Origin of the sequence: Amycolatopsis acididurans, from assembly GCF_012328925.1 — a bacterium.
Classification (GTDB): Bacteria; Actinomycetota; Actinomycetes; order Mycobacteriales; family Pseudonocardiaceae; genus Amycolatopsis_E; species Amycolatopsis_E acididurans.
In genome coordinates, this window is record NZ_JAAXLS010000053.1 from 1 (window position 1) to 26,461 (window position 26,461).

The 26,461-nt window shown below is 69.7% G+C and carries 21 protein-coding genes; 5 read left to right on the top strand and 16 right to left on the bottom strand.

What is annotated here, in order from left to right; translation table 11 throughout:
- Positions 1–144: 144 nt before the first annotated feature.
- The 7 genes from HFP15_RS36125 to HFP15_RS36155 all read right to left on the bottom strand — a co-directional run bounded on the left by HFP15_RS36125 (position 145) and on the right by HFP15_RS36155 (position 6,581).
- Positions 145–819, bottom strand: coding sequence for an IS3 family transposase (locus HFP15_RS36125; protein WP_168521984.1), 675 nt, complete (start codon positions 817–819; stop codon positions 145–147).
- Positions 816–1,142, bottom strand: coding sequence for a helix-turn-helix domain-containing protein (locus tag HFP15_RS36130; RefSeq protein WP_168521986.1), 327 nt, complete (start codon positions 1,140–1,142; stop codon positions 816–818). Before HFP15_RS36130 ends, HFP15_RS36125 begins: the two co-directional genes overlap by 4 nt.
- A 248-nt stretch (positions 1,143–1,390) precedes the next feature.
- Positions 1,391–1,633 carry a hypothetical protein gene (locus HFP15_RS36135; RefSeq protein WP_168521988.1) on the bottom strand — a complete coding sequence of 81 codons (243 nt, stop codon included), beginning with the start codon at positions 1,631–1,633 and terminating at the stop codon, positions 1,391–1,393.
- 29 nt (positions 1,634–1,662) lie between these two features.
- Positions 1,663–1,872, bottom strand: a complete 210-nt coding sequence (locus HFP15_RS36140) for a hypothetical protein (protein ID WP_168521982.1) — start codon at positions 1,870–1,872, stop codon at positions 1,663–1,665.
- A 29-nt stretch (positions 1,873–1,901) separates the two neighbouring features.
- The gene (locus HFP15_RS36145; RefSeq protein WP_168521990.1) at positions 1,902–3,476 is read right to left on the bottom strand and encodes a hypothetical protein; all 1,575 of its coding nucleotides are present in this window, start codon (positions 3,474–3,476) and stop codon (positions 1,902–1,904) included.
- Positions 3,477–3,552: 76 nt separating this feature from the next.
- A complete protein-coding gene (locus HFP15_RS36150; protein WP_168521992.1) occupies positions 3,553–5,382 on the bottom strand; it encodes a hypothetical protein in 1,830 nt (609 codons plus the stop codon).
- Positions 5,383–5,813: 431 nt separating this feature from the next.
- Positions 5,814–6,581 carry a TetR family transcriptional regulator gene (locus HFP15_RS36155; protein WP_168521994.1) on the bottom strand — a complete coding sequence of 256 codons (768 nt, stop codon included), beginning with the start codon at positions 6,579–6,581 and terminating at the stop codon, positions 5,814–5,816.
- Positions 6,582–6,673: 92 nt separating this feature from the next.
- Here HFP15_RS36155 and HFP15_RS36160 point away from each other — a divergent pair, with 92 nt between their 5' ends.
- Positions 6,674–7,147 carry a hypothetical protein gene (locus HFP15_RS36160; protein WP_246272358.1) on the top strand — a complete coding sequence of 158 codons (474 nt, stop codon included), beginning with the start codon at positions 6,674–6,676 and terminating at the stop codon, positions 7,145–7,147.
- A gap of 43 nt (positions 7,148–7,190) precedes the next feature.
- Here the strand turns inward: HFP15_RS36160 and HFP15_RS36165 are convergent, their stop codons facing one another.
- A complete protein-coding gene (locus HFP15_RS36165; RefSeq protein ID WP_168522046.1) occupies positions 7,191–9,056 on the bottom strand; it encodes a glycoside hydrolase family 3 protein in 1,866 nt (621 codons plus the stop codon).
- A 333-nt stretch (positions 9,057–9,389) separates the two neighbouring features.
- Between HFP15_RS36165 and HFP15_RS36170 the strand changes: the two genes are divergently transcribed.
- On the top strand, positions 9,390–10,280 hold the full coding sequence (locus HFP15_RS36170; protein WP_168521996.1) for a sigma-70 family RNA polymerase sigma factor: 891 nt from the start codon (positions 9,390–9,392) through the stop codon (positions 10,278–10,280).
- On the opposite strand, the gene HFP15_RS36175 is transcribed toward HFP15_RS36170, so the two are convergent.
- The 4 genes from HFP15_RS36175 to HFP15_RS36190 all read right to left on the bottom strand — a co-directional run bounded on the left by HFP15_RS36175 (position 10,255) and on the right by HFP15_RS36190 (position 18,869).
- Positions 10,255–10,896, bottom strand: coding sequence for a VC0807 family protein (locus HFP15_RS36175; protein ID WP_168521998.1), 642 nt, complete (start codon positions 10,894–10,896; stop codon positions 10,255–10,257). The two genes, HFP15_RS36170 and HFP15_RS36175, sit on opposite strands and share 26 nt — an antisense overlap.
- A gap of 124 nt (positions 10,897–11,020) precedes the next feature.
- Positions 11,021–16,492 (bottom strand): ATP-binding protein, encoded by a 5,472-nt coding sequence (locus HFP15_RS36180; RefSeq protein WP_168522000.1) that lies wholly within the window; start codon positions 16,490–16,492, stop codon positions 11,021–11,023.
- A 171-nt stretch (positions 16,493–16,663) separates the two neighbouring features.
- The gene (locus HFP15_RS36185) at positions 16,664–17,146 is read right to left on the bottom strand and encodes a nitroreductase/quinone reductase family protein (RefSeq protein WP_246272359.1); all 483 of its coding nucleotides are present in this window, start codon (positions 17,144–17,146) and stop codon (positions 16,664–16,666) included.
- 82 nt (positions 17,147–17,228) lie between these two features.
- Positions 17,229–18,869 carry an EAL domain-containing protein gene (locus tag HFP15_RS36190; protein WP_312871919.1) on the bottom strand — a complete coding sequence of 547 codons (1,641 nt, stop codon included), beginning with the start codon at positions 18,867–18,869 and terminating at the stop codon, positions 17,229–17,231.
- A 287-nt stretch (positions 18,870–19,156) separates the two neighbouring features.
- Here HFP15_RS36190 and HFP15_RS36195 point away from each other — a divergent pair, with 287 nt between their 5' ends.
- Positions 19,157–19,930 (top strand): VldE C-terminal domain-containing protein, encoded by a 774-nt coding sequence (locus HFP15_RS36195; RefSeq protein ID WP_168522004.1) that lies wholly within the window; start codon positions 19,157–19,159, stop codon positions 19,928–19,930.
- On the opposite strand, the gene HFP15_RS36200 is transcribed toward HFP15_RS36195, so the two are convergent.
- The 3 genes from HFP15_RS36200 to HFP15_RS36210 all read right to left on the bottom strand — a co-directional run bounded on the left by HFP15_RS36200 (position 19,927) and on the right by HFP15_RS36210 (position 24,414).
- On the bottom strand, positions 19,927–21,663 hold the full coding sequence (locus HFP15_RS36200; RefSeq protein WP_168522006.1) for an MFS transporter: 1,737 nt from the start codon (positions 21,661–21,663) through the stop codon (positions 19,927–19,929). The two genes, HFP15_RS36195 and HFP15_RS36200, sit on opposite strands and share 4 nt — an antisense overlap.
- Before the next feature lie 207 nt (positions 21,664–21,870).
- Positions 21,871–23,517, bottom strand: a complete 1,647-nt coding sequence (locus HFP15_RS36205; RefSeq protein ID WP_168522008.1) for an AMP-binding protein — start codon at positions 23,515–23,517, stop codon at positions 21,871–21,873.
- 54 nt (positions 23,518–23,571) lie between these two features.
- Positions 23,572–24,414, bottom strand: coding sequence for a helix-turn-helix transcriptional regulator (locus HFP15_RS36210; protein ID WP_168522010.1), 843 nt, complete (start codon positions 24,412–24,414; stop codon positions 23,572–23,574).
- A gap of 115 nt (positions 24,415–24,529) precedes the next feature.
- Here HFP15_RS36210 and HFP15_RS36215 point away from each other — a divergent pair, with 115 nt between their 5' ends.
- Positions 24,530–25,429, top strand: a complete 900-nt coding sequence (locus HFP15_RS36215) for a hydroxymethylglutaryl-CoA lyase (RefSeq protein WP_168522012.1) — start codon at positions 24,530–24,532, stop codon at positions 25,427–25,429.
- Positions 25,430–25,469: 40 nt separating this feature from the next.
- Positions 25,470–26,039, top strand: a complete 570-nt coding sequence (locus HFP15_RS36220) for a DUF5134 domain-containing protein (RefSeq protein ID WP_168522014.1) — start codon at positions 25,470–25,472, stop codon at positions 26,037–26,039.
- Here HFP15_RS36220 and HFP15_RS36225 read toward each other — a convergent pair.
- Positions 26,036–26,425, bottom strand: coding sequence for a VOC family protein (locus tag HFP15_RS36225; protein ID WP_168522016.1), 390 nt, complete (start codon positions 26,423–26,425; stop codon positions 26,036–26,038). The two genes, HFP15_RS36220 and HFP15_RS36225, sit on opposite strands and share 4 nt — an antisense overlap.
- Between the last annotated feature and the right edge of the window lie 36 nt (positions 26,426–26,461).

Genomic DNA, 26,461 nt, shown 5'->3' on the forward strand with positions numbered 1-26,461 from the left:
CTGCTCGTCCAGGCCATCCAGCCCGGACACGGGGTTCAAGTCCTCAGCGTTCTCCACGCCGGACATCATGTCGGTCATCAGGTGCACTTCCATGATCGGGAATTACACCGCTCGTTTTACAGTCCCCCAGGAACAACACAACGATTAGCCGGTTAAGAGGGAGTTGGCCTTGCGTGACATCGACTGTGTGGCACCGGCGTCTGCTAGTAGGCGTCGCCAGGACTGGTGCTGGTATTGAAAGCCTTGGTCGGAGTGCACCAGCGGCGCCTGGCCGTCTTCCAAGGTCGCCAGCGCGTCCCGCAGGCAGGAGTTGGTCAGTTCCAGGTGGGGTGAGGTGCTGACCGACCAGGAGATGATCTGTCGGTCGAACAGGTCCATGATCGGCGAGAAGTAGATCTTGCGATCGGCCACGGAGAATTCGGTGACGTCGGTGACCCATTTCTGGTTCGGGGCGGTGGCGGTGAACTCCCGGTTCAACACGTTGTCGGCGATCTTGCCGACCGTGCCCTGATAGGACACATAGCGCCGCCGCCGGCGGCGGATCAGGCAGACCAGATCCAGTTCACGCATCAGCTTGAGCACGGTCTTCTTCGCGACCCGCCACCCGGCTTTACGCAGTTCGCGGTGCACGACGCGATGCCCGCGGCGCCTGTTGACCTCGAAGGTCGTGGTGATCGCCTCTTTGAGCTCTGCCTGGGGATCAGGCCTGTTCACGCGGGCCTGGTGATAAAAGAACGTCGACCGGGCCAGCCCTGAGACAGCCAGCAAGTGGTCCAGGGAGTGTGCAGCCTTGAGAGCGATGACAGCGTGGACCTTCACCGCTGTCCGTGTTCCCTCAAGGCCCGCAGTTTTCCCAGGTAAGCGACCTCCGCCTGGAGCCGGGCGTTCTCGCGCCGCAGCCGTTCCAGCTCACTGACCTGGCCAGGCGTGCTATCTGATGCGCGCGGTGGCCTGCCTTTCGGCTTCGGGCGCAGTCCGTCCTCCCCGTCACGCCGATAGGTCCGAGCCCACGTCTTGAGCAAGGCGGGAGAGGACAGACCCAGCTCGGCGGCCAGCTCCGTGGCTGCCTCGCCTCCTAGGAAGCGCCGCACCGCGTCGAGCTTGAACTCGAACGAGAACGACCGCTTGGTCGGCTTACTCACCAGCGCAAGCCTGCCACGCAGCTTCCACCGTTGAAACAGCCTCCGCACCGGCCAGCGCGCCACGCCCAGCGACCTCGCGGCCGCGTTGTCACCCCAACCACGCTCAAACAACGCCACAGCCGCCTCGCGCTGCGCCTCCGACAACGAACTCCGTGCACCCATACAACCGCTCCCCGAAAGCTGGAACTGAATTTTCAGTCCAACTTCCGGGGAGCAGTTCACCGGCGCGGGGCTTCCTTGTTGCCGTCTCAGGAACCGAAGCTCGGCAGGATCTTGCCCGGCACCGCGTTGATCGACCGGATCAGGCCCAGCACCGGAACGCCGAGCGGGGCGATCGTGTAGATGTTGTTGAGATTGCTGGTGTCCGGCTCGTCCACGACGGCCACGCCGCCGCCGGGAGCCTCGGCCGCCATCGCCGGGGCCGCGGTACCGGCCAGCGCCAGCGTCGCCAGCCCAGCCGCCGCCACGCCACGCACCACCGTCTTCTTCATGTCCTTCACCTTTCGCATCACAGGGAAACTCAGCCGGCCAGGTAGGTCAGCACACCGTCGACCGGCGCCAGCAGCGCCGTCGGCAACCCGACCGTCGGCCCCAGCAGGGCGCCCGCATCCACGCCCGGCAGCAGCCAGATCGCGGTTCCGTCATCCGCACTGGCGACACCGCCGCCCACGCCCAGCGCCATCGCACCGACCGCGGCGGCGACGAGCGCGCGCGAAACCACTCTGCGCACCTTCTTCTCTCCCTTCACTTCCCCGCTCGTCATTCGAGCGGGACACTCACCGGCACGACCGTGCCGCCGGGCACCCACTGCCCGCCGGACTCCGCGTGGTCGTGATCCATGTAGGGCATGACGCTGACCTGCGCGGACGCGAACAACTGCACCTTCCCGGCGGGCTGCTGCGCGCCCAGCCAGTTGCGGAACCCCGCGACGGAGGGGCTTTCCCCGCCGAAGGAATCCCCCAGTGCGACCGCGTAGCTCACCGCCGTCTGCTCGCGTGGATCGAAGCGCAGCGGGATCGTGGACGACGGCACGGACTTGACGATCGGGCCGTTCAACAGCCACGGCGCCAGATAAACCCCGTACAGATAGGACGGCAGCGGGCCGGTCAGCGCCTGATATGCCTTCTCCCATCCCGACACCACCACGAGCGCTCCGTCCGGCGACGGTTCGGAAGTCACCCGCAGCCCGGCCGCGCGCACGACGGTCGCCGCCGCGGCGCCGCGCGGGGAATCGTCCGACACGAGCGTGACGGCCTTGGCTCCCCGCCGGGCCAGAAATGCCAGCATCTTTGTCAGGGAACCAGCGTCCTCTTCGGACAGCGACGCCGACGGGCAGCTCGTGAGCGCCTCCTGCCGTCCCGCGACCAGACCGCCGAGGGCCGCGGTGGCGCACTCCGGATCGACGTCCAGTCCAGGGCCGTCACCGGTGTCGACTTCGAGACTTGTGTCGTCGCCGTCGGCGGCGAGCGTGATGTCGCTGCGCCCGGCGGGCAGGTCGACCTCGGCCCAGTAGCCGTCGGCGCCGAGCCGTTGCGTGGCGGGAACGCCGGCCACCGTGAGGCCCGCGACGGGCACGTGCACGAGGTTCCGACCCGGCCGCTGAGGGCTCACCAGCACCGGAACCTGCTGTCCCGCAAGCGAAACGTCACGTAGCAACGAGATACCGGGCACCGGCGGTTCGTCGGGTTCCGGCAGCGCGACGAAGGTTGTCCAGGCGAGAAAAGCCACGGCGACACCGAGAACCGCGGCCTTGCGTTCACGCACGAACAGGACGGCCAGCGGCAGCACGACCACGGCGATCAGCGAAAGCCCGAACAGGCTCTCCCACAGGCGGCGATCGAACGCGACTCCGGACAGCAGCAGTTGCGCCGCGCCCGCCAGCGCGAGCAGCAAACCGAGCGACAGGGTCAACGAGCCGGAACGCGACGGCTTTTCCCTCAGTTGAGCCAGACCGAACCACGCGGTCGCGGCACTGATGTAGACCGTGTCGGCTGCGAACTCGAGCCCGGACCGGCCCAGCGACGTCTCCACCACGACCAGCACGAGCAAGGCCCCCGCGGCCCATCGCGCGAGGTTCGGCCGCCACACCGACAGGGCCGGTACCGCGACCACGAGCATCGCGTGCGCGGCCGCGCCGACCGGGTTGACGTCGAAAACGAACGCGGACGCCACGGCGAGCGCCGCCGCGACGGCGGCGGGCAAGGCCCTGGGGCGCCCGCCGAAAAGCCCGCCGCCTGCCACGAAAGCGGTGGCCAGCAGCAATATCAGCCGCACGAGCAGCGCCGCGACGTCGATTCCGGCGGAACCGGTTGTGGCGTGTGTTCCGTGATCCATCAAAATCCTCGAGGGCAGGGGCGGGCAGCCGGGTTTTGCCGCCTTGGCCGTGGCGAAATCCGGCTGCCCGCCGTGGTTACTTCAGATCGCTGTCCGCGACGACGAACAGTTCCGAGTGGGGCTTGGCGTTACCGAAGTCGCCGTGCGGCCACGACTTGCGGTTGAAGTTGATCCCCACCTGCCCGGTGAACTCGTCCTTGAAGCCGGAGTCCACCGTGACTTTGCCGTCCGGCCCGAGGTTCAGCATCGTGACCTTGTGGTCACCGTCCAAACCGGACCGTGCGACGAAGTAGTCCGACACCGCGAGCCTGGTCGGCTGGCCGGTGCTGGAGTACAGGCCGTCGGCACCCTGCACGAAATGGTCGTAGGTGCCCCAGTGCGGCCCCGCCCCCGGCTGGCCAGGGTTGATCGGCGCGGCACCGGCGACGGTCGGCAGTACGCCGCCTCCACCGTTCTGCGCCTGCTCCTTCGTCTGGATACCGGGTCCGGCCCAGTTCGGCCCCGCCGCGACCAGCTTCTGGATGTCCAGCACGTAGACACCGCCCGTGGTACCGGGATCGTCCGCTCCGAGTGCGCCCTTCTGCCGCCCCTGGATGGCGCGGTAGAGGAAACGGTCGTCGGGACTGGTCTGGATCCAGCCGCCGTTGGAGCTCGCTCCGATGCTGTCGTTGTTGCCGTAGATCGACTTGAAGGCGGCACCGTCGTCGAACACCTCGTACCAGTGCGGTTCGGCTGCCGTGATGTCCGGCGTGTAGAACACCGCACCACCCTGCATGGACTCGGCGAACGCTCCCTTGTGTCCGGGCAGGTTGGTCACCGTGGTCTCCATGACCGCGCTGTCCTCGCGGTAAAGCGGGTCATAGTCGTTCGCCCGCGGCCCCGTCGGCAGGCAGGACACCGCCTTGAGTTTCGGCTTGTCCCGATCGGAAATGTCCCAGGTGCGCACCGTGGGCCGCCGCAGATACGGCGACGGCTGTTTCACCGGGTCGAGAATGATGTTCCTCGGCTCGGCGTAGTCACTGGTGACCAGCGTGTTGAGATCCTCGCGTGCCTGGATGCCGTGCGGGTTGGCGCAGGTCGGCTGTCCCAGCGCGGGCAGGTTGTCACACAGCTTCGCGTTGTCGCCCTGCGGGGTCGCCGCGGACGTCTGCGAAAGGACCTCGCCGTTCCTTCCGAAGTGGACCAGTTCGCCGGGGCTTCCGGCGAACCCGTTGCTCACCACCGTTTGCCCGTTGGCGTAGGTGTACGGTCCCGGCACGACCGGGCCGCCCATGTACGTGCCGTAGGACGTTCCGTCCTTGAGCGTCCAGTACGCGTCCGGCACCGAACCGCCGAGCGTCTGCGTGGGCAGGCTGACACCCTTGAGCTTCAGCGCCGGCAGCGCGGTCGCGTCGAACGCGTACGTGGCCGCGAGGAACAGCGCACCCGCGTAGATGGTGTCGCCCTTGTTCCACACGTACTGCATGTGATGCGGCTCGTTTTCCACCAGCGGGCCCACGGTCGCGGTGTTGACCACCTTGCCGTAACTGGGCGAGCCCTTCGTCGCGTCGATCACGGCGAGGAAGTCCGGCCCCGGCAGGGCGTTCTTGACTTTGTTCAGTCCGCCACCGATGGTGCCCGGCAGGTTCTTGACGTCCTTGACCGCGGTGTCGGCGACGTTCTCGTCGCCCGCCCACACGAGCAGCCACTCCTTGCGCTGCCCGCTGCGGGCGTCGATGTCCTTGGACACCAGGTGGTTCTGCACCCAGTACTGCTTGCCGTCGGACGCGGTTTTCGCGTCGGTGACGACCTGGACATCGGCGTAGGCGCTGGTTTCGGAGCCGGTGTAGGTCACCGCCCCCGCCGCGAGCACCGCGGCCGCGACGCCTATCAGGGGTTTTCGCCATCGTGGCGATTTCAGGCGCATGCGTACTCCGATTTGTTCTTCATCGTGTTTCCGTACCCGGAAATGGGCACAGCTCTCCCCCGGAACGGGGAAAGTTCCGGTTATACGGTGGGATTCACCGCTGGCGAAGGCGTCGACAGAGTGCGCTCGACTGCAGGAGCAGGTCGACATACAGCCGCACGGTCAGCGTGCCACTGATCATCATGGGGCATGATCATTCTCGAACCGCACAAAGAGTGTCAAAGTAGTGTCAAAGTCTGGGAAGCACCCACACGTGTGCGGTGCCGGGTGGGGTTGGGGAGCGGGCGCCGCCCGTCTCGCGGCTACCCGTCTCGGGTGCGCCTGCCCCAAGTCGTCTGCCTGCTTCGGGACCGGCTGCCCTTCGGCCGTAGCCGGGGGACGACTTACCCGGGCGGAACCTGCGTCACCCTAACGGCACGGCGTGCCATCTGTCAGCTCTCGCGGAAGGCGGCGCTGAGCTGGCGCACGACCTCCGACAGGGAGGCCGAACTGCGCATCACCGCGACGACCGTCTGCTCCTCCTCCGCCGCGCCCGAATCCGGACCCGAACCCTCCGCACCGGAATCCGGCCGGTAGGGCGGGAAAGCATCGACGACGAGTTGGAACGCGTCCTTGGCGTGCGCGTGCGCGTCATCCGTGCCGCCGCTGCGCAGCCACCGGCGCAGCACGTGGTTGTGCGCCGCCGCGACGGCCGCCGCCGCCACCGAACCACGCAGATCGGCCATCGGGTCGCCCGCGGCACCGAACCGCTCACGCAGGAACCTCGCCAGCACCCGCTGGTACCGGTCGACACTCGCGACTTCCCTGTCCCGCAAGGAACTCACGGTCCTCGTCAGCGCATACCGCTTCACGGACACATCCGGGTCCGACAGATAGAAATCGAGCACCAGCCCGACGCCCGCACACGCCACCTCGACCGGGTTCTGCCGCTCGTCCGCCGTCGCGAACAGACGCTCGATGCCGGCCAGCACTTCCTCGTGATTGGGAAAGATCGCATCGTCCTTGGACCGGAAGTACCGGAAGAACGTCCGCCTGCCCACACCGGCGGCCGAAGCGATCTCGTCCACCGTCGTCGCGTCGTATCCCTGCTCCAGGAACAGGTCGATCGCCGCCACGGTGAGGGAATGGCGCAACTGCCGCCGCCCCGCCGTCGTGCGGCCTGCACGCGGTCGTGGCGGTCGCCGGGACTCCTCGGACATGACACGAACCTAACAGGTGCTCTTGCTAAAGGCACGGAGTGCCATTAGAGTGTGACCAACGCCGAAGTGCCGCGCCGTCGAAGGGGACAGCCATGACCGCCATGAGCGTCGATCCATCCGTGGTATCCGAGGGCCTCCAGCGCCTGGACTATCGTGGCGTGTTCGGCTGGCCGGTGCGCTGGCACAACGGTGGCCTGACACTGCCGATCGGCGCCGGCATCGGCGCGGTCGCGATTCCCAAGGGCATGGCCGAGCCGGTCATCGAAAACGTCGCGCGCCAGGGCTGCTCCGGCCCCGCCCTGAGCGTGCCCACCAAACAGGGCATGGTCGTGATCCTGCTGGTCGAGGCCGACGCGCTGGCCGCACTGGACGAACCCCTCCCCGAGGGCGTCAAGGTGCTCACCGCGGGCACCTCGATCCCGCTGCCCAACGACCGCCGCCCCGACGACCTCGCCCGCTGGCTCGTCGCGCCCGACGAGTACCAGCGCTGGCTGCCCAGCCAGAGCGCGGTGCTGGCGACCATCCGCGCGGTGTTCCGCTCGCGCCGGCACGTCGCGGCGCGCTGAACGGTCCCGGCACCCGCCGTGGGCACCGGGACCGTCCCACGGGTCACCGGCGCGTGGTGAGCCCGTAGCCGTAGGGGAACAAGGGGTCGTAGTTCCGGTCGCCGATGTTGATCGGCTCCTGCGCCTCGGAACGCGGCCAGCTCACCGACAGCTTGCCGGTGAACGGTTTCTTGCCGAACAGCACATCGGCCACGCCCGCGCCCTCGCTGCCGGGCAGCCAGGACATCACGAACGCGTCCATCTTGGACAGTTCATCGGTCACGATTTGCGGGCGCCCGGCCACATCGAGCACGACACACGGCTTGATCGCGCCGCACACCTTGTCGATGTTGGCCCGGTCCGCGGGCGAGATGTCGAGCGTGTGCCCGTTGCCGACGTCACCGACGCCCTCCGCGTACGGGGTCTCGCCGATCACCACGACGCCGACATCGGAGCCGGCCGTCGGAGCCGACGCGTCCGCGCTGTAGGTGACGTTCTTCGCGGCCTGCTGGATCCCCTGCAGGATCGTGGTTCCGGGGAAGCTGGTGTTGCCGGACTGCCCCTGCCAGGTCACTGTCCAGCCGCCGGCCTGGTTGCCCAGATCGTTGGCGTTGACCCCGGCCACGTAGATCTTCTGCGACGGCTTGAGCGGCAGCGCCCCCTGGTTCTTGAGCAGCACCTGCGACTCCGCGACCGCCTGCCGGGCCACCGCACGGTGCTGCACCGAGCCGATCGTCTTGATGTTCGAGCGGTCGGTGTAGGGGTGCTCGAACAGCCCCAGTTCGAACTTCGCCTTCAGGATCCGGCTCACCGCGTCGTCGATGCGCGCCATCGGCACCCGGCCCGCCTGCACCTCGGAGATCAGCGTCTGCACGAACTGCGGGGCGCTGTAGGGCTCCATGAACATGTCGATCCCCGCGTTGACGGCGGTGCGGACCTGTGTCGCGTAGTCGCCGGGCAGCTGGTGGATGGCCTCCCAGTCGCTGATCAGGACACCGTCGAAGCCGATCTTCTGCTTCAGCACGTCCGTCAGCAGTTCCTTGTTCGCGCTCATCTTCACCGGCACACTGCCCGGCCGGTCGGTCCACTGCACGCTGGAGAACGAGGGCATGATGCTGCCGACGTCGCGTTGTTTCACCGCGGTCACGTACGGAGCGAGATCGACCTGCTGGAAATGCTGCCAGTCGGTGATCGTCACGCCCTGGTCGATGGTGTAGGTGCCATTCGTGGACGTGCCGTAGGTCGTGTCGCCGTCTCCGGCGTAGTGCTTGGCCGTGGCCAGCACGCGATCGCTGTCGGCCAGGTCCTTGCCGCCGTCGCCCTGGAAGCCCTCGATCGCGGTGGTCATCTGCTGCACCAGCGCCGGATCCTCGCCGAAACTCTCGTACGTGCGGCCCCAGCGGTCGTCACGCGCGACGCACACGCACGGCGCGAACACCCACTGCGGACCGGTCGCACGCGTCTCGGTGGCGGTGATGTGCTCGATGGTCTCGACCAGTTGCGGATCACGCGTGGCGCCGAGGCCGATGTTGTGCGGGAAGATCGTCGCCCCGACGAGGTTTCCGTGCCCGTGGACGGAGTCGACGCCGTAGAGCAGCGGAATGTGCAGCCGTGTCGCGAGCGCGTGTGACTGGTATGAGTCGACCATATCGGCCCAGGCCGCCGGGGTGTTCTCGGCGGGTGTGGAACCGCCACCGGACAGCACCGAACCGAGCGCCAGCGAGGTGATCTGGCCCTGGTCGGAATCGATCGCGCCGCGCTCGGCCTGTGTCATCTGGCCGACCTTCTCGGCCAGCGTCATCCGGCCCAGCAGATCCGAAACCCGTTGCGCCACAGGACGTTCGGCGTCGAGATACGCCGGGGTTGCCGCGGCGACGGCCTGCGTGGCCGGCACCGTACTCGCGGTCAGCGCCAGCACGGCCAGCACCATCCATCTTTTCTTTCTCACACGATCCTCCTTGATCGCACACGCGCATGACAAAGAAACGCCGCATCAGCGGGAAAATGCGGACAGCGATGCGATTCGCGTGTCCACGCACGCGAACCGAAAGCGAAAAAGGGAATCCCGGCCAGCCCCAGTAACGGAACGAGATTCCCTCCACGCTCTCCGTCGAGCCTATGTTGCGGATCACAACTTATTCCACAACCGGCACCGAGGGAAGCGGCCAAACGGCGGACTGGCACGCCGTTCGCGGACACCGCGAGGAATCTGTCAGCTTTTCCGGCCGCGATCCGTCATTGTGGTGACGGACCGGGAGGACATGTGAACGACAACGACTGGCTCGCGGAGCGGTTCGAGGCCCACCGCGGGCACCTGCGGGCGGTGGCCTACCGCATGCTCGGCTCGCTGAGCGAAGCCGAGGACGCCGTGCAGGAGGCCTGGCTGAAGCTCAGCCGCAGCGACACCGGCGCGGTGGAGAACCTGGGCGGCTGGCTGACCACGGTGGTGGGACGCGTGTGCCTGGACATGCTGCGCGCGCGCAAGGCCAAGCGCGAGGACATGCTGGACGAGCGGGTGCCGGACCCGATCATCAGCGAGGAGGACGGTCTCGACCCGGAGCACGAGGCGCTGCTGGCCGACTCGGTCGGACTGGCGCTGCTGGTGGTGCTGGAGACGCTGAACCCGGCCGAGCGGCTCGCGTTCGTGCTGCACGACATGTTCGCGGTGCCCTTCGAGGAGATCGCCCCGATCGTGGACCGCACGCCCGCCGCGGCGATGCAGTTGGCGAGCCGGGCCCGGCGCCGTGTCCGTGGTTCGGCGCCGGTGCCCGACCCGGACCTTGCGCGCCAGCGCACGGCCGTCGATGCGTTCCTCGCCGCCGCGCGGGACGGCGACTTCGACGCGCTCGTCGCGGTGCTGGACCCCGACGTGGTGCTGCGTGTCCAGCAGCCCGGCGGCTCGAGGCTGCTGCGGGGCGCGAGCCCGGTCGCGAACTCGGCGATCATGTTCAACCGGGCGGCCGACGTGAGTGCGTCGGTCCGGGCACTGGTCAACGGCGCGGCCGGAGTGGTGGCCTTCCAGGACGGGAAACCGGTGTCGGTGCTCGGGTTCACCGTCGCGGGCGGCCGGATCGTGGAGATCGACATCATCGCCGACCCGGACCGGCTGGACCGCCTGGACCTGGTGGTCAGCGACCCTGGCTCACCGGGGTGAGCTGCCTGAGCCGGCCGATCATCGCGGGCAGCACCATGTGCCGGGTGAGAGCGGTCGCGATCAGGATCGTCGCGATCATCAGCACCGGGCCCAGCCACACCATCGTGTCGACGGGCAGCGTGAACACGCAGATCCCGCGCACGGCGCATTCCGCGAACAGCAGCGCGCCCCACACCAGGGAGAAGACCAGTTCGGCGCGGCGGAACGGCGCGGACGTCTCACGCAGGCGCGTCCACGCCGCCGGCACGGCCGGATGGTTCTTGGCCAGCGCCGAGCGCACGACGCCGCTGAGCAGCGGGCGCCCGGCCACCGCGGTGACGAGCACGGTGAGGCCGATGGTGGCGGTGACCGCGCTTTCCTTCAGCAGGATCAGCCGGGGATCGTCGGTGAGCAGGCCCAGCGTGATGCCGGCGGCGTTCGCGACCAGCATCATGATCGCCAGCGGATGCGGCTTCCGGTCCCGGATCAGGCCCCGGGCCGCGCTCGCCGCGGGCACCAGACTGCTGAGGGCGAGCGCCGCCACCTCGCCCATGCCGAAAACCTTGGTCAACACGTAGTAGGCGGCCAGCGGCACACCGACGTCCACGAGTACCTGCCGCAGCCCGTCCCTGTTCATGCGCTCCCCCGTCCGGGTCCGTTTCCTTCGACGAACCCAGCTTGGCCGCCGGAAGCGGCCGGAACGCATGCCGGATGTCCGGTCCGGGCCATGACATCCGTCAGTGCCCGGACCGCACCCGTGTTCAGGCTCGCGCGAGCCCCGCCTGGATCGACTCGATGATCTTCGGCCGCAGCTGCGCCGGGGCGATGATCGCGTCGACCGAACCGACCTCGACCGCGCGCCGGATGCTGTGCACACCGTCGAACTCGGCGGCGACCTGGCCCAGCTTCTCGGCCCGTACCGACGCCCGCACCTCCGCGAGCTTCGTCGCGAGTTCGGCCCGCTCGCCGCCTTCGGCTTCGGCCAGCCGCGCCTCGATGTCGGCGACCCGCTCGTCCTTCGCCGTGCGCGCGTTGACGTCGGCGGCGAACACGACCGCCGCCGCGGGCGCGCCACCGATCACCGACGCGAACGACCCGTCGACCGCGAGCACCGTCATGTTCGGGTTGAGCGCCTTGGAGAACACCACGAACGCGCCACCGTGGTACCGCGAGATGACGCAGAACACGATGGGACCGCGGAAGTTGACGATCGCCCTGCCGATCTCGGCGCCGTACTCCAGCTGCAGTTTGCGCATCGACTCCGGCGAGCCGTCGAACCCGGACAGGTTCGCCAGCACCACCAGCGGCCGGTTCCCGCTCGCCGCGTTGATCGCGCGTGCCGCCTTCTTCGACGACCGCGGGAACAGCGTGCCCGCGGTGTAGGTGTCCGGACCGTCGGTGGGCGGGAAACCGCGCCGTGGTACCGACAGCGACTCGATGCCGAGCAGCGTCACGGGATACCCGCCGAGGTGCACGTCCTGCACGACGGCGGTCTCCGCGTCGGCCATCCCCGCCCAGCGCTCCAGGATCGCGTGATCCTGATCGGCCAGCGCGCGCATCACCGTGCGAATGTCGAACGGCTTCTTGCGGTCCGGGTTGGTCTCCGGGGAGAAGATCTCGCCGACCGTCGTGAAGTCGGTGCCCACCACGGCATGCGGATAGCCGGAGATGTCCCGGTCCACCGGGTCCCCGGTGGCCGCGCGGCGCGGCCGGGTCTCCCCCGGCGCGATGTAGCTGTGGTCGTAGTGCGACATCAGCACGTTGCGGGCCGCGCCGAGGTCCGGCGCCCAGTACTGCGCCTGCCCGTTGGGGCCCATCACGCGGTCGTAGCCGCCGATTCCGAAGTTGTCCTCGGCCGAGACGCCACCGGAGAAGTCCAGCGACTGCTTGCCGGTCAGCACCATCGCCGAGTCCGGCGTCATCACCAGGATTCCCTTGGTGTGCATGAGCATCGTGGCCTCGGCGTTCCAGTACGGCTGGGCGCCGACGTTGATGCCCGCGACCACGACGTTGATCTCGCCGCCCGCCTGCGTGAACTCGACGATGCGCTTGAGCGCGGCCGCGATCCAGTCCATGTTCTCCACGCCGGAGTCCATGGCGATCTTGGCACCCGCCGACAACGCGAACCACTCCACCGGAACGCCCATCCGCTCGGCCAGATCGAGTGCGGCGATCACCCGCGCGCATTCGGGTTCGGCCAGCGCGCCCAGCGCCCGCGTCGGGTCGCCCAGCAGCGCGACACGCGTGACGCCCTCGGGATAACGCGCGGTCGGCGTGGTGACCACACCGGCCACAATGGACGCTTTGTTGAGCCCCTTCGGCCGGTCGACCGGCACCAGCGCGCCCTTGTCGTCGAGGTCGTGCTCGGTGAAGCGCCCGCCGGGGCCGGCGAGTATCCCGGTCAGCTCGTACGGGTAGACCGTCGCCCGGCGGCGGGCCCGCATGACCTTCTGCCCGTAGTCGTCCAGCGGCTGGATCAGCTCGGTCGGCGGGTCGGTCAGCTCGACCCGCACGCCGCTGCCCACGCTGTAGGAGATGCGTACCGCGAGGTCGTGCAGTTCGCCGGTCTGCCGGTCACGCTGGCGGCCGAGGAACACGACCTCCTCCAGGCCCGCGCCCGCGGTGGTCGGGCCCACGCGCTGCGCGACCGCGTTGAGCTCGTCCTGGGTCAGCTCGCTCGGCGGCCACACGTAGATGAAGATCCGGTTGGTGTCGAGCCGTTTCTTCGCCGGGCGCTGCGCCTGCACCTTGCGGATCGCGTCGAGGCACGCGTCCAGCGCGCCCTCCACGGCGGGCAGCGCGATCATGCGGCCCTCCGAATCCCGCAGCGGGGTGAGGTCGCGCACCTGTGCCATCGCGACCAGCCGCTCGTCCGCGGGGTTCTTCGGTGCGACACAACGGAACAGGTAGACATCCTCGTCGGCCGAGGGCAGCCGGGTGCGGTCGAACTCGCTGAGCCGCTCCAGGTTCAGCCGCCGCGCGATCATCGGGTGCAGCCCGCGGATCAGCCGGTCCTCGGCGAATCCCGCACCCTCGCGGCGGAACGTGAAGTGGTGGTGCATCGCGGCACCGCTGCTGCCCGCGACCGTGGTGGTCACGCGCTTGAGCTGCTCCGGCAGCGCGACCGACGCGAGCACCTCGCCCAGCTGCCGCGCCATCGCGTCGGCGTCGGGCTGGTCGCGCCAGGTGAGGTAGATGTCGGCGGCGAGATCGGAGCCGGTGACCGCCTCCGCGATCGCGCTCAGCGCCTCCGGCAGCTCGCCGATGTCGGCGGCGGTGGCGGCGAGCTGGAACGCGGTGCCGTCGATCTCGTAGCCCGCGGTGAAGAACATCCGCCCGCCTACGGGGAAACAGCGCGCGTCGTTGGAACCGCGGTTGGCGTAGTAGCGGCGGGACAACACTTCCAGCAGCGGGCCCAGATCCACGCCGGGCCGCCCGATGCGCTGGCCCACCAGCCGCACCAGTGGCTCGGGGGTCGCGACCATCTCGGCGATGCGCTCGGCACGGTCCGGCGCGTCCGGGTGCTGGTCGAGGTGACGCAGGTGCGCGCGGACCCTGGTGTAGACCTCGGCGCGGGTGCGGCGCAGCAGCGGCTGCGCGAACCAGCGGAACACCACGCTGCGGGCCAGGTCCGACACGACCGGGAAACGCAGCTGGGTGGCCAGGATCAGGTGTTCCAGCGCGTGCCCCGCGACCTCGCGCAGCTCGCCCGCCGGGGGCGGCTCCTCCAGCCACCGGCGCAGCAGCGTGGTGGCGACCGCGGCGTCGGCCGAGGCCCGTTCCTGCGCGAGGAAGATCCGGAAGACGGCCTCTTCGAGTGCGGGGGTGCGGTCGAAACCGTCGACGCCGTAGTGCGCGAGCACCTTGGCCAGCCGGGTGGAGAACGTCTCCGACAGCCCGGCGCGCTCGACATCCAGGCTCTGCAGGTAGGTGTGGAAATACTCGCGGGGGCTGTGCACGCGCGTGTCGGCCTTGGTCTCCTCCCCCGCGGGCCGGTTGCGGGACAGCTCGGACAGGTCGGCGAACACCTGCAGCAGCCCGACCTCCGCCGCCAGCGGGCGCGCGGGCAGCTCGCCGCGGGCGGTGAGGTAGGCGGCCAGCGTGCGGCCCTCCTCGGCCGGGTCCACGTCGTAGCCGAGGAACATGCCGCGCAGGTCCTCCAGCCCGCGTGCGGCCCGGTCCCCGGCCGAGACGCCCTGCGGCTCCGGCGGCAGTTCCAGGTCCACGCCGTCGTCCTGCGCCGCGGCTTCGGCGGCGGCGTCGCCCACCGGCTCCAGCCGCAGCAGCGGCGCGCCGGTGCCGACCTGGCTGCCGACGGAGACGACGAGTTCCTTGAGGCGGGCGCGGAACGGCGCGCGCAGCACCGTCTCCATCTTCATGCTCTCCAGGACGAGCACCGGCGCCCCGGCCTCGACCTCGTCGCCGACGGACAACGGCGTGGCGACGACCAGCGCGGGCGCCGGCGAGCGCACGACACCGCCCTCGTCGCGGCTGACCCGGTGGGTGACGCCGTCGACCTCGACCAGGTGGATCGGGCCGTGGGTGCCGGTGACCAGGCGGTGCCGCTGCCCGTTCACCACGATCTGCCCGGTGTGCTCGTCGTAGCGTTCGATGTCGACGTCGACCGGGAACACCTGCTCACCGCCGGCCACCGCGACCCGGAACCGCGAACCGCCGATCCTGGCCACCGTGACGCGGTAGCCGGTGCCGCGCAGTTTCAGTTCGATCGCGCGGCCCACCTCGTGCTGGACCTGCGGGCGACCGCCGTGGGCGGTGGACAGCAGACGCTGGCGCTCGACCTCTTCGGCGTCCTCGTAGGCCTCGATCGCGGCCGCGGCCAGCGCGACGCCCGAGTACTTGGTGGACACGAGGCGTCCCTCGGCGCGCACCCGGTCGATCCAGCCGGTGTCGGCGGCGCCGCTGATCACCTCGGGCTGGTCGAGCAGATCGAGGATGAAGCTCTTGTTGGTGGTGCCGCCCTCGATGATCACGGTCGTCTGGAGCATCGCGCGGCGCAGCCTGGCCAGCGCCTCGTCGCGGGTGCGGCCGTAGGCGATGATCTTGGCGATCATCGAGTCGAAGTCGGCCGGGATGGTGTCGCCCTCGCTGACCCCGGTGTCGACCCGGATACCCGGGCCCGCGGGCAGGTCCAGCAGCGCGATGTGGCCGGGCGCGGGCGCGAAGTCGCGGTCGGGGTCCTCGGCGTTGAGCCGCGCCTCGATGGCGTGCCCTATCTCCGCGGGCGGCTCGCCTTCGAGCTTGCCGCCCGACGCCACGTGCAGCTGGGCCTTGACCAGGTCCACGTCGGTGGTCGCCTCGGTGATCGGGTGCTCGACCTGCAGCCGCGTGTTGACCTCGAGGAACGCGAACAGCTTCTCGCCGGGGTGGTAGAGGAATTCGACGGTGCAGGCGCCGCGGTAGCCGACCGCGACGGCGAGCCGCTCGGCCGACGCTTTCAGCTCGCGCACCTGCTCGGGCGCCAGCACCGGGGAGGCGGACTCCTCGATGATCTTCTGGTTGCGCCGCTGCACCGAACAGTCCCGCACGCCCAGCGCCCACGCGGTCTCGCCGTCGGAGATCACCTGGACCTCGACGTGCCGGGCGCCGGTGACGAGGCGTTCCAGGAACACCACGCCGCTGCCGAAGGCGCGCGCGGCCTCGGAGCTGGTGCGCTCGAACGCGTCGGCCAGTTCCTCGTCGGAGCGGACGACGCGGATCCCGCGCCCGCCGCCGCCCGCGGTCGCCTTGAGCATCAGCGGATAGCCGATCTCGGCCGCCTTGGCGTGGGCGGCGTCCAGATCGGCGACCGGGCCGCGGCTCCACGGCGCGACGGGCACGCCGACCTCCTCGGCGATCAGCTTCGCACCGATCTTGTCGCCGAGCTTGCGCATCGCCTCCGGGCTCGGCCCGACGAAGGTGACGCCCAGCTTTTCGCACAGTTCCGCGAACGCCGGGTCCTCGGCGACGAAACCCCAGCCGACCCAGGCCGCGTCGGCCTTCGTGTCGAGCAGCGCGCGTTCGAGCACGCCCATGTCCAGGTAGGGACGGGCGGACGCGGGCCCGAGGCAGTAGGCGGAGTCCGCCTCGCGCACGAAGGTGGCGCCGGCGTCGGCGTCGGTGTAGAGGGCGATGGTCTGGATCCGCGCGCCGCCCTCCGCGTTGAGTTCTCCCACGGCGTGGATCAGCCGCATCGCGGCCTCTCCCCGGTTGACGATGGCAACCCGACTGAACACTGACCGATCCTCACAAAATCCGGCGACACAAAAGAGGCGACTCTCCTGGCCGCGGATCGTCGCCTGTCCTGCCTCCAGCCTGTCGCATACCCGCGAGTAAAGCTTCGTCGGGCACGCTACGACCTTGGGCCGTCTGTTTGTGGGGTTCCGCCAAAAACGATGGACCGATTGTCAGTCCGGCCGTGCGTCCGGCGTGATGCGGAACACCGGGTACCGGGCGGCGACCGCTTCGAAGTCGGCCAGGGGTGCGTGGCGGTCCACCGGGATGTGGGCGCGGCCGCCGGGTGCGACGGCGAGGTAGCGGCGCAGGACCGGGGCCCGCCCGGCCGGTTCGACCTCGACGAGCCGCACCGGCTCGCGGCCGCCGTGCACGAGCGTCGCCCGGCCGTCGGCGGCCCGTAGGTTGCGCACCCAGTTCGTGTCCTCGCCGAGCATCGCGACGAGGTAGCGCTCACCGTCGAGGTCGGCGGCGACCAGCGGGAACGAGACGGCGCGTCCGGTGCGCCGTCCCGACACCTCCAGCGTCACCAGCCGGTCCGGGCCCGCCCCTCGCGAGAACTGCCACGCGGTGAGGCGGTTGACCGCGCGCGCCAGCGGGTTGGGCCGCCCGCCGCGGTACATCCACCGGTTGATCCGGTTCAGGGCTTCGGTCATGGGGCCAGCGTCGGGGCTTGCCGAGGACCGCCGCCAGGGCACAAAGGCCTTCGGTCCGGCACGTGCTCGCCGGCGAAGGCGTTCACCGCTGTCCGTGGCGCAGCACCTTCGCCTCCGCGGTGCCGGCCCATCCGTTGACCCAGCTCGATCCCGGGACGGATTTCGCCTGTTTCTTCAGTGGTGCCAGTAGTTTCGCCGCCTCGCGGTAGGAGCCGACCGCACCCGCGGTGCAGATGAGGGTCGCGAGCGAGACGGTCACCGGTGTCGTCCCGGCGCGCCAGGGCACTTCGAGCACGCGGTCGGCGAGCGCGGTGAGCTCGTCGACCCCGCACACGATCAGGAAGTCGTCCCCGCCGACGTGACTGACGCGCAGCTTCGGCAGGCCGCCCGCCAGTTCCCCGAGTGCCTGGCCGAGCGCGCGGATCAGGTCGTCGCCGACGGCCAGCCCGGCGGTGTCGTTGACCTGTTTGAACGAGTCGATGTCGAGCCATGCCGCGGCGAACGGCTCGCTGTCGGCCAGCCGCCGTTCGATCTCGCCGGCCACCGCGTCGGTGCCCGGCAGCCTGGTCAGCGGGTTCACGGTGGCCGCCTGTTCGATCTTGACCGTCGCCATCGCGTGCACGACCTCGGGCACCAGCACCAGCCCCTGGTACCGCCCCAGATCGTCGACCACGACGAGAGTGTCCTCCCCGGGCGGGTACGCGCCGCGCGCCACGGTGCTGAGCAGTTGCAGCGCGCCGAGATCCGCGGGCACGGTCCGAGGTTTGTCCGCCAGCCGCGCGGCCGGGCGGGAGGCGTACAGCGCGTGGCCGTAGGGCCCGGTCACCGCGAGCAGGAACCCGTCGCGTTCGATCGTCCACTCCGGACGGCCGCGGTCGTCGAGCCCCACCACCGCGCCCGGCATGTGCGGCCGGGTCAGGGCGACCCGCACCTGCTCGCACGTCGCGGTGCCGGGCAGCGTCACGGCCGGGCGCAGCATGTCCTGCATCCGCGGAACCGCGAACGACGGCGTGGCACCGGATGCCGTGCCGGGCAGCGTGACCCGGCCGGGCCGGGAGCCGGTGAACAGCCTGCCCTGCACGAGCCGGATCCCCAGCCGCCGCACCGCCGCCAGTTCGCCTTCGGTTTCGACGTCCCCGGCCACGAGCCGCAGATCCCGCCGCGCCGCGTACGAGACCAGCGCTTCGAGAAAGGCCACTGTGGACACATCCTCGGCGGCGTGCCGGACGAGCGCGTGGTCGATCTTGGCCAGCTCCACCGGCGCCCGCGAGAGCGTCGCCCACGACAGGTTCGCCGTGCCGATTCCGTCGAACGCGAGCCGGAAACCCAGTTCCCGGCACCGGCGCATGCCCGACAGCAGCGCATCGGCGGTCACGTCCTCGAACGGCGCACCGATTTCCAGCACGATCTCGCGCGGCCTGCGCGCCACCTGGGACAGTGCGTGCCGCAACGGTTCCAGTGCGTCGGCGGCGGCGACCGTGACCGCCGTCACGTTGATGTGCAACGGAAGCAGCGTGGCGTGCGGTGCCTCGGCGAGCACCGCGCGTACGGCCAGCTCGACGTCGGCCTCGGCGAGCCGCCCGGCGGCCCTCGCGTCGAGAAGCATTTTGCCGACCGCAACTTCGCCCGGCACAGCGAGTGCTTCCACCGCTACAGCTTCACCGGTATGCAGGCTGTACAGCGGCTGGAAGGCGAACTCGAGGTCGGCCGGGAACCACGCCACCAGCGCATGATCTCCCCGAACGACGCCGGGCTCAAGCTTCCGGACGAGTGCGCTACTGCCCGTGCGAACGCGACCACGGTTCGAGAGTGCGCACCCTTCAGCGGTCCACATTGCGGTGTCCATTGCGGACAGTACGCCCGGCGTGGCGCCACCGCGGGCGAGATGTCCGGTTTCCGCCGGATCCGGGACCGCGGCTGCCCGCGGAACGGATCGAGGCCGGCGGAAGCCCGTTTCACACCGGTTATCCGCGCCTTGTGCTGGTATTCATGGAGTCGAAGGAGGGGTACGTGCGCGCGATCCGATGGACTGTGCTGGTGGTCGTGCTCGCGCTGGCCGCGGGTGTGACGTGGCTGGTGCTGAGCAACCGCAGGCCACCGCCGCCCACCTGCACCGCGGGCACCTTCCGGTTGACCCCGCAGCAGGCGCAGAACGCCGCCACGATCGCGGCCGTGGGCGCACGGCTCGGCATGCCCGACCACGCGGTCACGGTGGCGCTGGCGACCGCGTTGCAGGAATCGAAACTGATCAACGTCACCGGTGGCGACCGCGATTCGGCCGGGTTGTTCCAGCAACGGCCGAGCCAGGGCTGGGGCAGCTATGAGCAGGTCACCGACCCGGTGTACGCCGCGACGGCGTTCTTCGACCGCCTGCGGCAGCAAAAGGACTGGACGCAGCTGAGCGTGACCGAGGCGGCGCAGCTCGTGCAGCATTCCGCCGCGCCGGACGCCTACGCGCAGTGGGAGCCGGAGGCACGCGCCTTCGCGGCGGCGCTGACCGGCCAGCTGCCCGCGGCCTCGGCGTGTGCGAACCTCGTGCTCGGCGCGCCGACGGCCGACCTGCGCACCCTCGCGCGGTCCGAACTGGGGACGGTGGAGCTGAGCGGGCGGCACGATCCGGCACGCGGCTGGGCGATCGCGAGCTGGCTCGTCGCCAACGCGACCCGGTTCGCGGTGGACCAGGTGACCTTCGACGGCCAGACCTGGACCGCGGGCTCGGGCTCGTGGTCACAGACGGGCGCCACCGACGGGACGTTGAGCTTCCACCAGCGCACCGCCACCTAACGACGGGCGGGCACCGGCACCGGTTCCTCCTGGACACCGGCGACGTAGCGGCCGCCGCGCAGCCAGGAGGCGACCGCCGCGACGAGGCAGGCGACGATCGCGAAGCCGAACGCCACCGTCAGGCCCGTCGCGAAGGGTGCCGAGATGAGGTCGGGGAAGAACGAGCGTCCGGTGAGGAAGTTCGCGCGGTCGGGCGGAAGCTGCGCCAGCACGGACGGATCGAGCAGCGTGCCGAGCGGGTTGTAGCCCAGCAGCGAGGCGAACAGCACCGCGACCGGCGGCAGGCCGGCCAGCGCGTTCGCGCTCGAAGCGGGCACGCCCTGCGCGACCAGGCCGGTGGACAGCGTCGAGGGCAGCGAGTTCGCCAGGCCGGTGATCATGAGGCTGAAGAAGATGCCGATGGAGAGCACCATCGCGGAGTTCTGGAACGTGCTGCTGATCCCGCCGCCGACCCCGCGCTGGTGCGGGGGCAGGCTGTTCATGATCCCGGCCCGGTTCGGCGACGCGAACAAGCCCATGCCGAGCCCGTTGAGCAGCAGCGCCAGCGCGAACTGCCAGTACGCGAAGTTCACCGGCAGTACCAGCAGCCACCCGAAGCTCAGGGCCGCGATCACCATGCCGCCGGTGGCGAACGGCCGCGCGCCGAACCGGTCGGACAGATACCCCGACACCGGGCCCGCGACGAGGAAGCCGACCGTCACCGGCACCATGTAGATCCCGGCCCACAGCGGAGTTTCCTCGAAGCTGTAGCCGTGGCGCGGCAGCCAGATGCCCTGCAGCCAGATGATCAGGATGAACTGCAGGCCGCCACGCCCCAGCGAGGAGAGCAGGCTCGCGAGGTTGCCCGCCGTGAACGCGCGGATCCGGAACAGCCCGAGCCGGAACATCGGCTCGGCCACCCGCGTCTCGATCCAGCAGAACACGGCGAGCACCGCGACGCCGCCGATCAGGCAGGCCAGCACCATCGGATCGGTCCACCCCATGGTGTGCCCGGCGTAGGGCTGGATGCCGTAGGTGATGCCGACGAGCACGGCGATGAGGCCGGCCGCGAAGGTCAGATTGCCCCACCAGTCCAGTTTGGCGGGGCGGCGGATCCCGGTGTCGTGCAGCATCCAGTACGCCCACACCGTGCCGAACAACCCGATCGGCACCGACACCAGGAACACCGCGCGCCATTCCAGCGGCCCCAGCAGCCCGCCGAGCACCAGCCCGACGAACGAGCCCGCGATGCCCGCGACCTGGTTCAGCCCGAGCGCGAGTCCCCGCTGCTCGACCGGGAACGCGTCGGTGATGATCGCGGCCGAGTTCGCCATCAGCAGCGCGCCGCCGACGCCCTGCAGCACCCGCATGACGATGAGCCACATCGCGCCCGCGGTCCCGTGCATCCACGTCACCGACAGCAGGATCGAAAACACCGTGAACACGGCGAATCCGGCGTTGTACATCTTCACGCGGCCGTACATGTCGCCGAGCCTGCCGAAGCTCACCACGAGCACCGCGGTGACGACGAGATAGCCCATGATCAGCCACAGCAGCAGGCTGGTGTTTCCCGGCCGCAGCGGGTCGATCCCGACGCCGCGGAAGATGTCCGGCAGTGCGATGAGCAGGATCGACGAGTTGATCGTGGCGATCAGCACGCCCAGCGTGGTGTTGGACAGCACGATCCACTTGTAACGGGGGCTCGCGGTGGCCGCCCCAGCCCGATCCGTCCGGTTCACGATGACCGCTTTCATCGACCGAATACTTGCATTCCTAAACTAACTATTTCTGGTCGTGGAAGCAACCGGACTCAGCGGCACAGCGGGAAAACGGCGTCAACCCGTGACCGGGCGATGCCGGGTAGGCGAGGTATCGGTGGTAGTGGGGCGATTTCCCGCGCCGCAGGGCGGCAGCGCGCTGCGGCGCGGGAAACGGCGACGACGGCCGGTCTACCGCGGTTTCTAGGCGTGTTTGGCCGACGCGGCGCTTTCCAGTCCCAGCAGGCTGATCGACTGCTGGCGCATCTCCACCTTCCGGATCTTTCCGGTCACCGTCATCGGGAATTCTTCGACGATGTGCACATACCGCGGGATCTTGTAGTGCGCGAGCTTGCCGGTGCAGAACTCCCGCACCGATTCCGCGGTCAGCGGCGGTTTGCCCTCGCGCATCCGGACCCAGGCCATGAGCTCCTCGCCGTAGCGGTCGTCCGGCACGCCGATCACCTGGGCGTCAAGGATGTCCGGGTGCGTGTAGAGGAACTCCTCGATCTCGCGCGGGTAGATGTTCTCACCGCCGCGAATCACCATGTCCTTGATGCGGCCGGTGATGTTGACGTAACCCTCGTCGTCCATCACGGCCAGGTCGCCGGTGTGCATCCAGCGCGCCTTGTCGATCGCCTCCGCGGTCTTGTCCGGCTGCTCCCAGTACCCGAGCATCACCGAATACCCGCGGGTGCACAGCTCCCCCGGCTCACCGCGGGGCGCGGTCAGCCCGGTCTCCGGGTCGACGATCTTGACCTCCAGGTGCGGCCCGACCCGGCCGACCGTCGACACGCGGCGCTCGATGGAGTCGTCCGAGCGCGTCTGGGTGGACACCGGGGAGGTCTCGGTCATGCCGTAGCAGATCGACACCTCGCTCATGCCCATCCGCTCGATGACCTGCTTCATCACCTCCACCGGGCACGGCGAGCCCGCCATGATCCCGGTGCGCAGCGAGGACAGGTCGTAGCTGTCGAAATCGTGTTCGGCGAGTTCGGCGATGAACATCGTCGGCACGCCGTAGAGCGAGGTGCAGCGCTCCTCCGCCACGGCCTCCAGCGTCGCCTTCGGCTCGAACGACGGGGCCGGGATCACCATGCACGCACCGTGGCTGGTCGCGGCGAGGTTGCCCATCACCATGCCGAAGCAGTGGTAGAAGGGCACCGGGATGCAGATCTTGTCCTGTTCGGTGTAGTGGCACAGTTCGCCGACGAAGAAGCCGTTGTTGAGGATGTTGTGGTGCGACAGCGTCGCGCCCTTCGGGAACCCGGTGGTGCCCGACGTGTACTGGATGTTGATCGGGTCGTCGGCGGCGAGCTGGATGGCCGACAGCGGCGCCGGGTCGGCGGCGCGGCCACGCTCCAGCAGCGAGTTCCACGCGTCGCCGCCCAGCAGCACGACCTCACGCAGCGCCTGGCAGCGCGGGCGGACCTCGTCGATCATCGCCGCGTAGTCGGAGGTCTTGAACCGCTCGGCGGCGATCAGCACGCTGATCCCGGCCTGGCCGAGGACGAACTCCAGCTCGTGGGACCGGTAGGCCGGGTTGATGTTGACCAGGATCGCGCCCAGCTTGGCCGTCGCGTACTGGGTGAACGTCCATTCGGCACAGTTCGGCGCCCAGATGCCCACCCGGTCGCCCTTGCGCACACCCATCTCGTGCAGCCCGAGCGCGAGCGCGTCGACCTCCGCCGCCAGTTCGGCGTAGGTCCAGCGCCTGCCGGCGGCACGGTCCACAAGCGCGTCGCGGTCCCCGAAGGCCTGCACGGTGCGGTCGAAGTTGTCCCCGATCGTGTCGCCCAGCAGCGGGACGTCGGAGATCCCGGAGGCGTAACTCGGTACTGCAGCGGTCATACGCTCATCGTCGGACCGCCCGCGACGAGCCAATACCTCCATAAGTAGGTAGCCCTACGGCAGAATGCCCAGCTTGCGGGCCGCCCCGACCGTGGCGACCCGGTTGGCCGTGCCGAGCTTGCGCATCGCCGACTGCAGGTACGCCTTGACGGTGGTGGGCAGCAGGTGCAGGCGCTGCGCGACCTCGCGATTGGTGTAACCCGCGGCGACCTGCACGAGCACGTCGATCTCACGCGGCGACAGCGGGCACTTCGGCTGCCCGGCCAACGGCTCGCGCAGGTCGCGGCTGAGCGTGTCGAGCCGGGCCCGCAGCGCGGGGTCGGCGACCTGCTGGGCGATCGCCGCGATCTCGGCCTGGGCCTCCCGCAGGCGTTGCGCGAGTGTGCGCGCGGAGGCCTCGTCGATCGAGGACTGCTCGTGCTCGTGGTCTCGCTCGGCGAGCCTGCGCTGGACCTCCTCGGCGATCTCGGCGTCGCGCGCGAGCGAGGCGACGGCCTGCATGGCCGTGTCGAGCACACGCTCGCCCACCTCCCCCGGCCGCCGCAGCGCGCCGTAGACCACGGCGCGGGTGGCGCGCCCGACGACCACCGGAATCGCGAACACCGCGCACAGCCGCTCGGCCTCCACGGCGCGGTCGTACTGGTGGGTGATGCCACCCGCCCGGTGGTAGTCACGCACCGCGACGGGCCTGCGCAGGCTCATCGCCTTACCGCCGAGGCCGAGCCCCTCGCGGATGAGCAGGTTGTTCAGCGCGCCCGTCGCCGTCCCACTGGTCTGGTTGATCGCGAACGCGTGCGCCCCGCTCCCGACCGCGCCACCGAACGCGAGATCGACCCCCGTCGCGTCGTGCAGCCGCGACACCAGCCGCTCGACCGGCAGCACCGGCGTTGCTCCCATCGCCAGGCACCTCCTTGTGCGTGCGTGTTCCCGCTCACAGTACCTCCCCACGATCGTTAGGCAGCGTTAACGTCACATCGGAAGTTAACGCTGGCTAACCCAGGAGTGTGGGGGTATGCGCGAGGCAGGGCTGCCGTCCAAAGTCACCATCTGGGAAGTCGGGGCGCGCGACGGGCTGCAGAACGAGTCCGCCGTCCTCGACCTGGACACCAAGCTGGAGTTCCTCGACCGGCTCGCCTCCAACGGGCTGCCGGTGCTGGAGGCGACGAGCTTCGTGCATCCCCGATGGGTCCCGCAACTGGCCGACGCCGACGACCTGCTGAAGAAACTGGTGCCCCATCCCGGGGTGCGCTACCCGGTGCTGGTGCCCAACGACCGCGGGCTCGACCGCGCGCTCGCGGCGGGCGTCTCCTCGATCGCGATCTTCGCCAGCGCCACCGAGAGCTTCGCGCGGCGCAACCTCAACCGCTCCTTCGACGAGCAGTTCGCGATGTTCGAACCGGTCGTGCGGCGCGCCCGCGACGAGGGCCTGGAGGTGCGGGCGTACCTGTCGATGTGCTTCGGCGATCCCTGGGAGGGCGCGGTACGGCCCGAGCGGGTGGTCGGCGCCGGGAAGCGGCTGCTCGACATGGGGTGTTTCCAGCTCTCGCTCGGGGACACGATCGGCGTCGCCACGCCCGGTCACGTGAACCGGCTGCTCGGCGCGTTCGATGTCGACGGGGAACTGCTGGCCGTGCACTTCCACGACACCTACGGCCAGGCGCTGGCCAACACCTACGCGGCACTGCGCGCCGGCGTGTCCACTGTGGACGCTTCGGCCGGCGGGCTCGGCGGCTGCCCGTACGCCGAATCCGCGACCGGGAACCTCGCGACCGAGGATCTGGTGTGGATGCTCGACGGTCTCGGCATCGAGCACGGCGTCGACCTGACCGCGCTGGCGAAGACGAGCGTGTGGATGGCCGGGAAGCTGGGCAAGCCGAGCGCGTCGCGCGTGGTGAACGCGCTCTGCGGCTGACGCCGGGAACTTCGGCCGCCCCGGCGGCGACTGGTCAGGCATGACTGTGTTCTCGGGTTGGCCCGACCAGGTGTTCGCGGCGTTGTCGGTGCTCGTGGCCGTCTACTTCGCGGTGCGGTTCGCGCGCGCGGTGCCCAGCCGCGACGGCGTCGCGCTGTCCGGGCACCTCACGCATCTGGTGATGGCGCTCGGGATGGCCGCGATGTTCGCGCCCGCGCTCGATCCGTTCCCGCGCACGGCGTGGCTGGTGTTGTTCGGCCTGACGGGCGCGTGGTCGCTGGCGGCGCTGCCGCACATCGCGGCGGCACCGGGCGGGCTGTGGGGCCGCGGGCAGCGCCACCACCTGCACGCGGTGGTCTCGTGCGGCGCGATGGCCGTGATGTTCGCGTCGATGGAGACCCCCGCGGGCGCGGCGTCGGGCGAGCACGTGCACGGCGCCGGAAGCGTGAACCTGACCCCGTTGCTCGTGTTGTTCGCGATCTACTTCGTCGGGCACGCCACCACGTCGGGAGTGTCCATCGCGGGCGCGGGCAACCGTCTCACCGGCGCGTCGCACCTGGTGATGGGGCTCGGCATGGGCGCGATGTTCGCGGCGATGGTGCTCGCCTAACCGCGTGGGAGTGTCTCCCACAGGCCGACGACGTTGCCCTCGGTGTCGGTGAAGTAGGCGTAGTAGCCCATGTTCGGGATCTCCGTGCGGCCGACCAGCTTCGCACCGCCCAGCTGCTCGATCTTCGCCAGCGTCGCGTCGATGCCGGGCACGTCGATCGTGATCACCGGGCTCTTCGGCGCCGCGCCGGCCCGGTCGAACATGCCGCCGTTGATGAACCCGGGCTCGGCCGGCATGCCCTGCTCCGTGGTCGGGCCGGTCGCGACCGTGGTGTAGTTCATCTCGGGCAGCTCCACGACGTTCCAGCCGAACACCTCGCGGTAGAAGCCGCGGGCCCGCTCGCCGTCGTCGAACGGGATCTCGAAATGCACGATCTTGCCGCTCATCGCCGTCTCCTGCCTTCGGTCACCGTGCGGGCACTC

Excerpts from the sequence above, each read along its gene's own strand:
- HFP15_RS36205 (WP_168522008.1), bottom strand. The coding sequence starts at position 23,517 with ATGACCGCTGCAGTACCGAGTTACGCCTCCGGGATCTCCGACGTCCCG.
- HFP15_RS36150 (WP_168521992.1), bottom strand. The coding sequence starts at position 5,382 with ATGCGCCTGAAATCGCCACGATGGCGAAAACCCCTGATAGGCGTCGCG.
- HFP15_RS36175 (WP_168521998.1), bottom strand. The coding sequence starts at position 10,896 with ATGAACAGGGACGGGCTGCGGCAGGTACTCGTGGACGTCGGTGTGCCG.
- HFP15_RS36165 (WP_168522046.1), bottom strand. The coding sequence starts at position 9,056 with ATGGTGCTGGCCGTGCTGGCGCTGACCGCGAGTACGGTGCCGGCCACG.
- HFP15_RS36160 (WP_246272358.1), top strand. The coding sequence starts at position 6,674 with ATGACCGCCATGAGCGTCGATCCATCCGTGGTATCCGAGGGCCTCCAG.
- HFP15_RS36210 (WP_168522010.1), bottom strand. The coding sequence starts at position 24,414 with ATGGGAGCAACGCCGGTGCTGCCGGTCGAGCGGCTGGTGTCGCGGCTG.
- HFP15_RS36215 (WP_168522012.1), top strand. The coding sequence starts at position 24,530 with ATGCGCGAGGCAGGGCTGCCGTCCAAAGTCACCATCTGGGAAGTCGGG.
- HFP15_RS36135 (WP_168521988.1), bottom strand. The coding sequence starts at position 1,633 with ATGAAGAAGACGGTGGTGCGTGGCGTGGCGGCGGCTGGGCTGGCGACG.
- HFP15_RS36220 (WP_168522014.1), top strand. The coding sequence starts at position 25,470 with ATGACTGTGTTCTCGGGTTGGCCCGACCAGGTGTTCGCGGCGTTGTCG.
- HFP15_RS36225 (WP_168522016.1), bottom strand. The coding sequence starts at position 26,425 with ATGAGCGGCAAGATCGTGCATTTCGAGATCCCGTTCGACGACGGCGAG.
- HFP15_RS36145 (WP_168521990.1), bottom strand. The coding sequence starts at position 3,476 with ATGGATCACGGAACACACGCCACAACCGGTTCCGCCGGAATCGACGTC.
- HFP15_RS36200 (WP_168522006.1), bottom strand. The coding sequence starts at position 21,663 with ATGAAAGCGGTCATCGTGAACCGGACGGATCGGGCTGGGGCGGCCACC.
- HFP15_RS36155 (WP_168521994.1), bottom strand. The coding sequence starts at position 6,581 with ATGTCCGAGGAGTCCCGGCGACCGCCACGACCGCGTGCAGGCCGCACG.
- HFP15_RS36185 (WP_246272359.1), bottom strand. The coding sequence starts at position 17,146 with ATGACCGAAGCCCTGAACCGGATCAACCGGTGGATGTACCGCGGCGGG.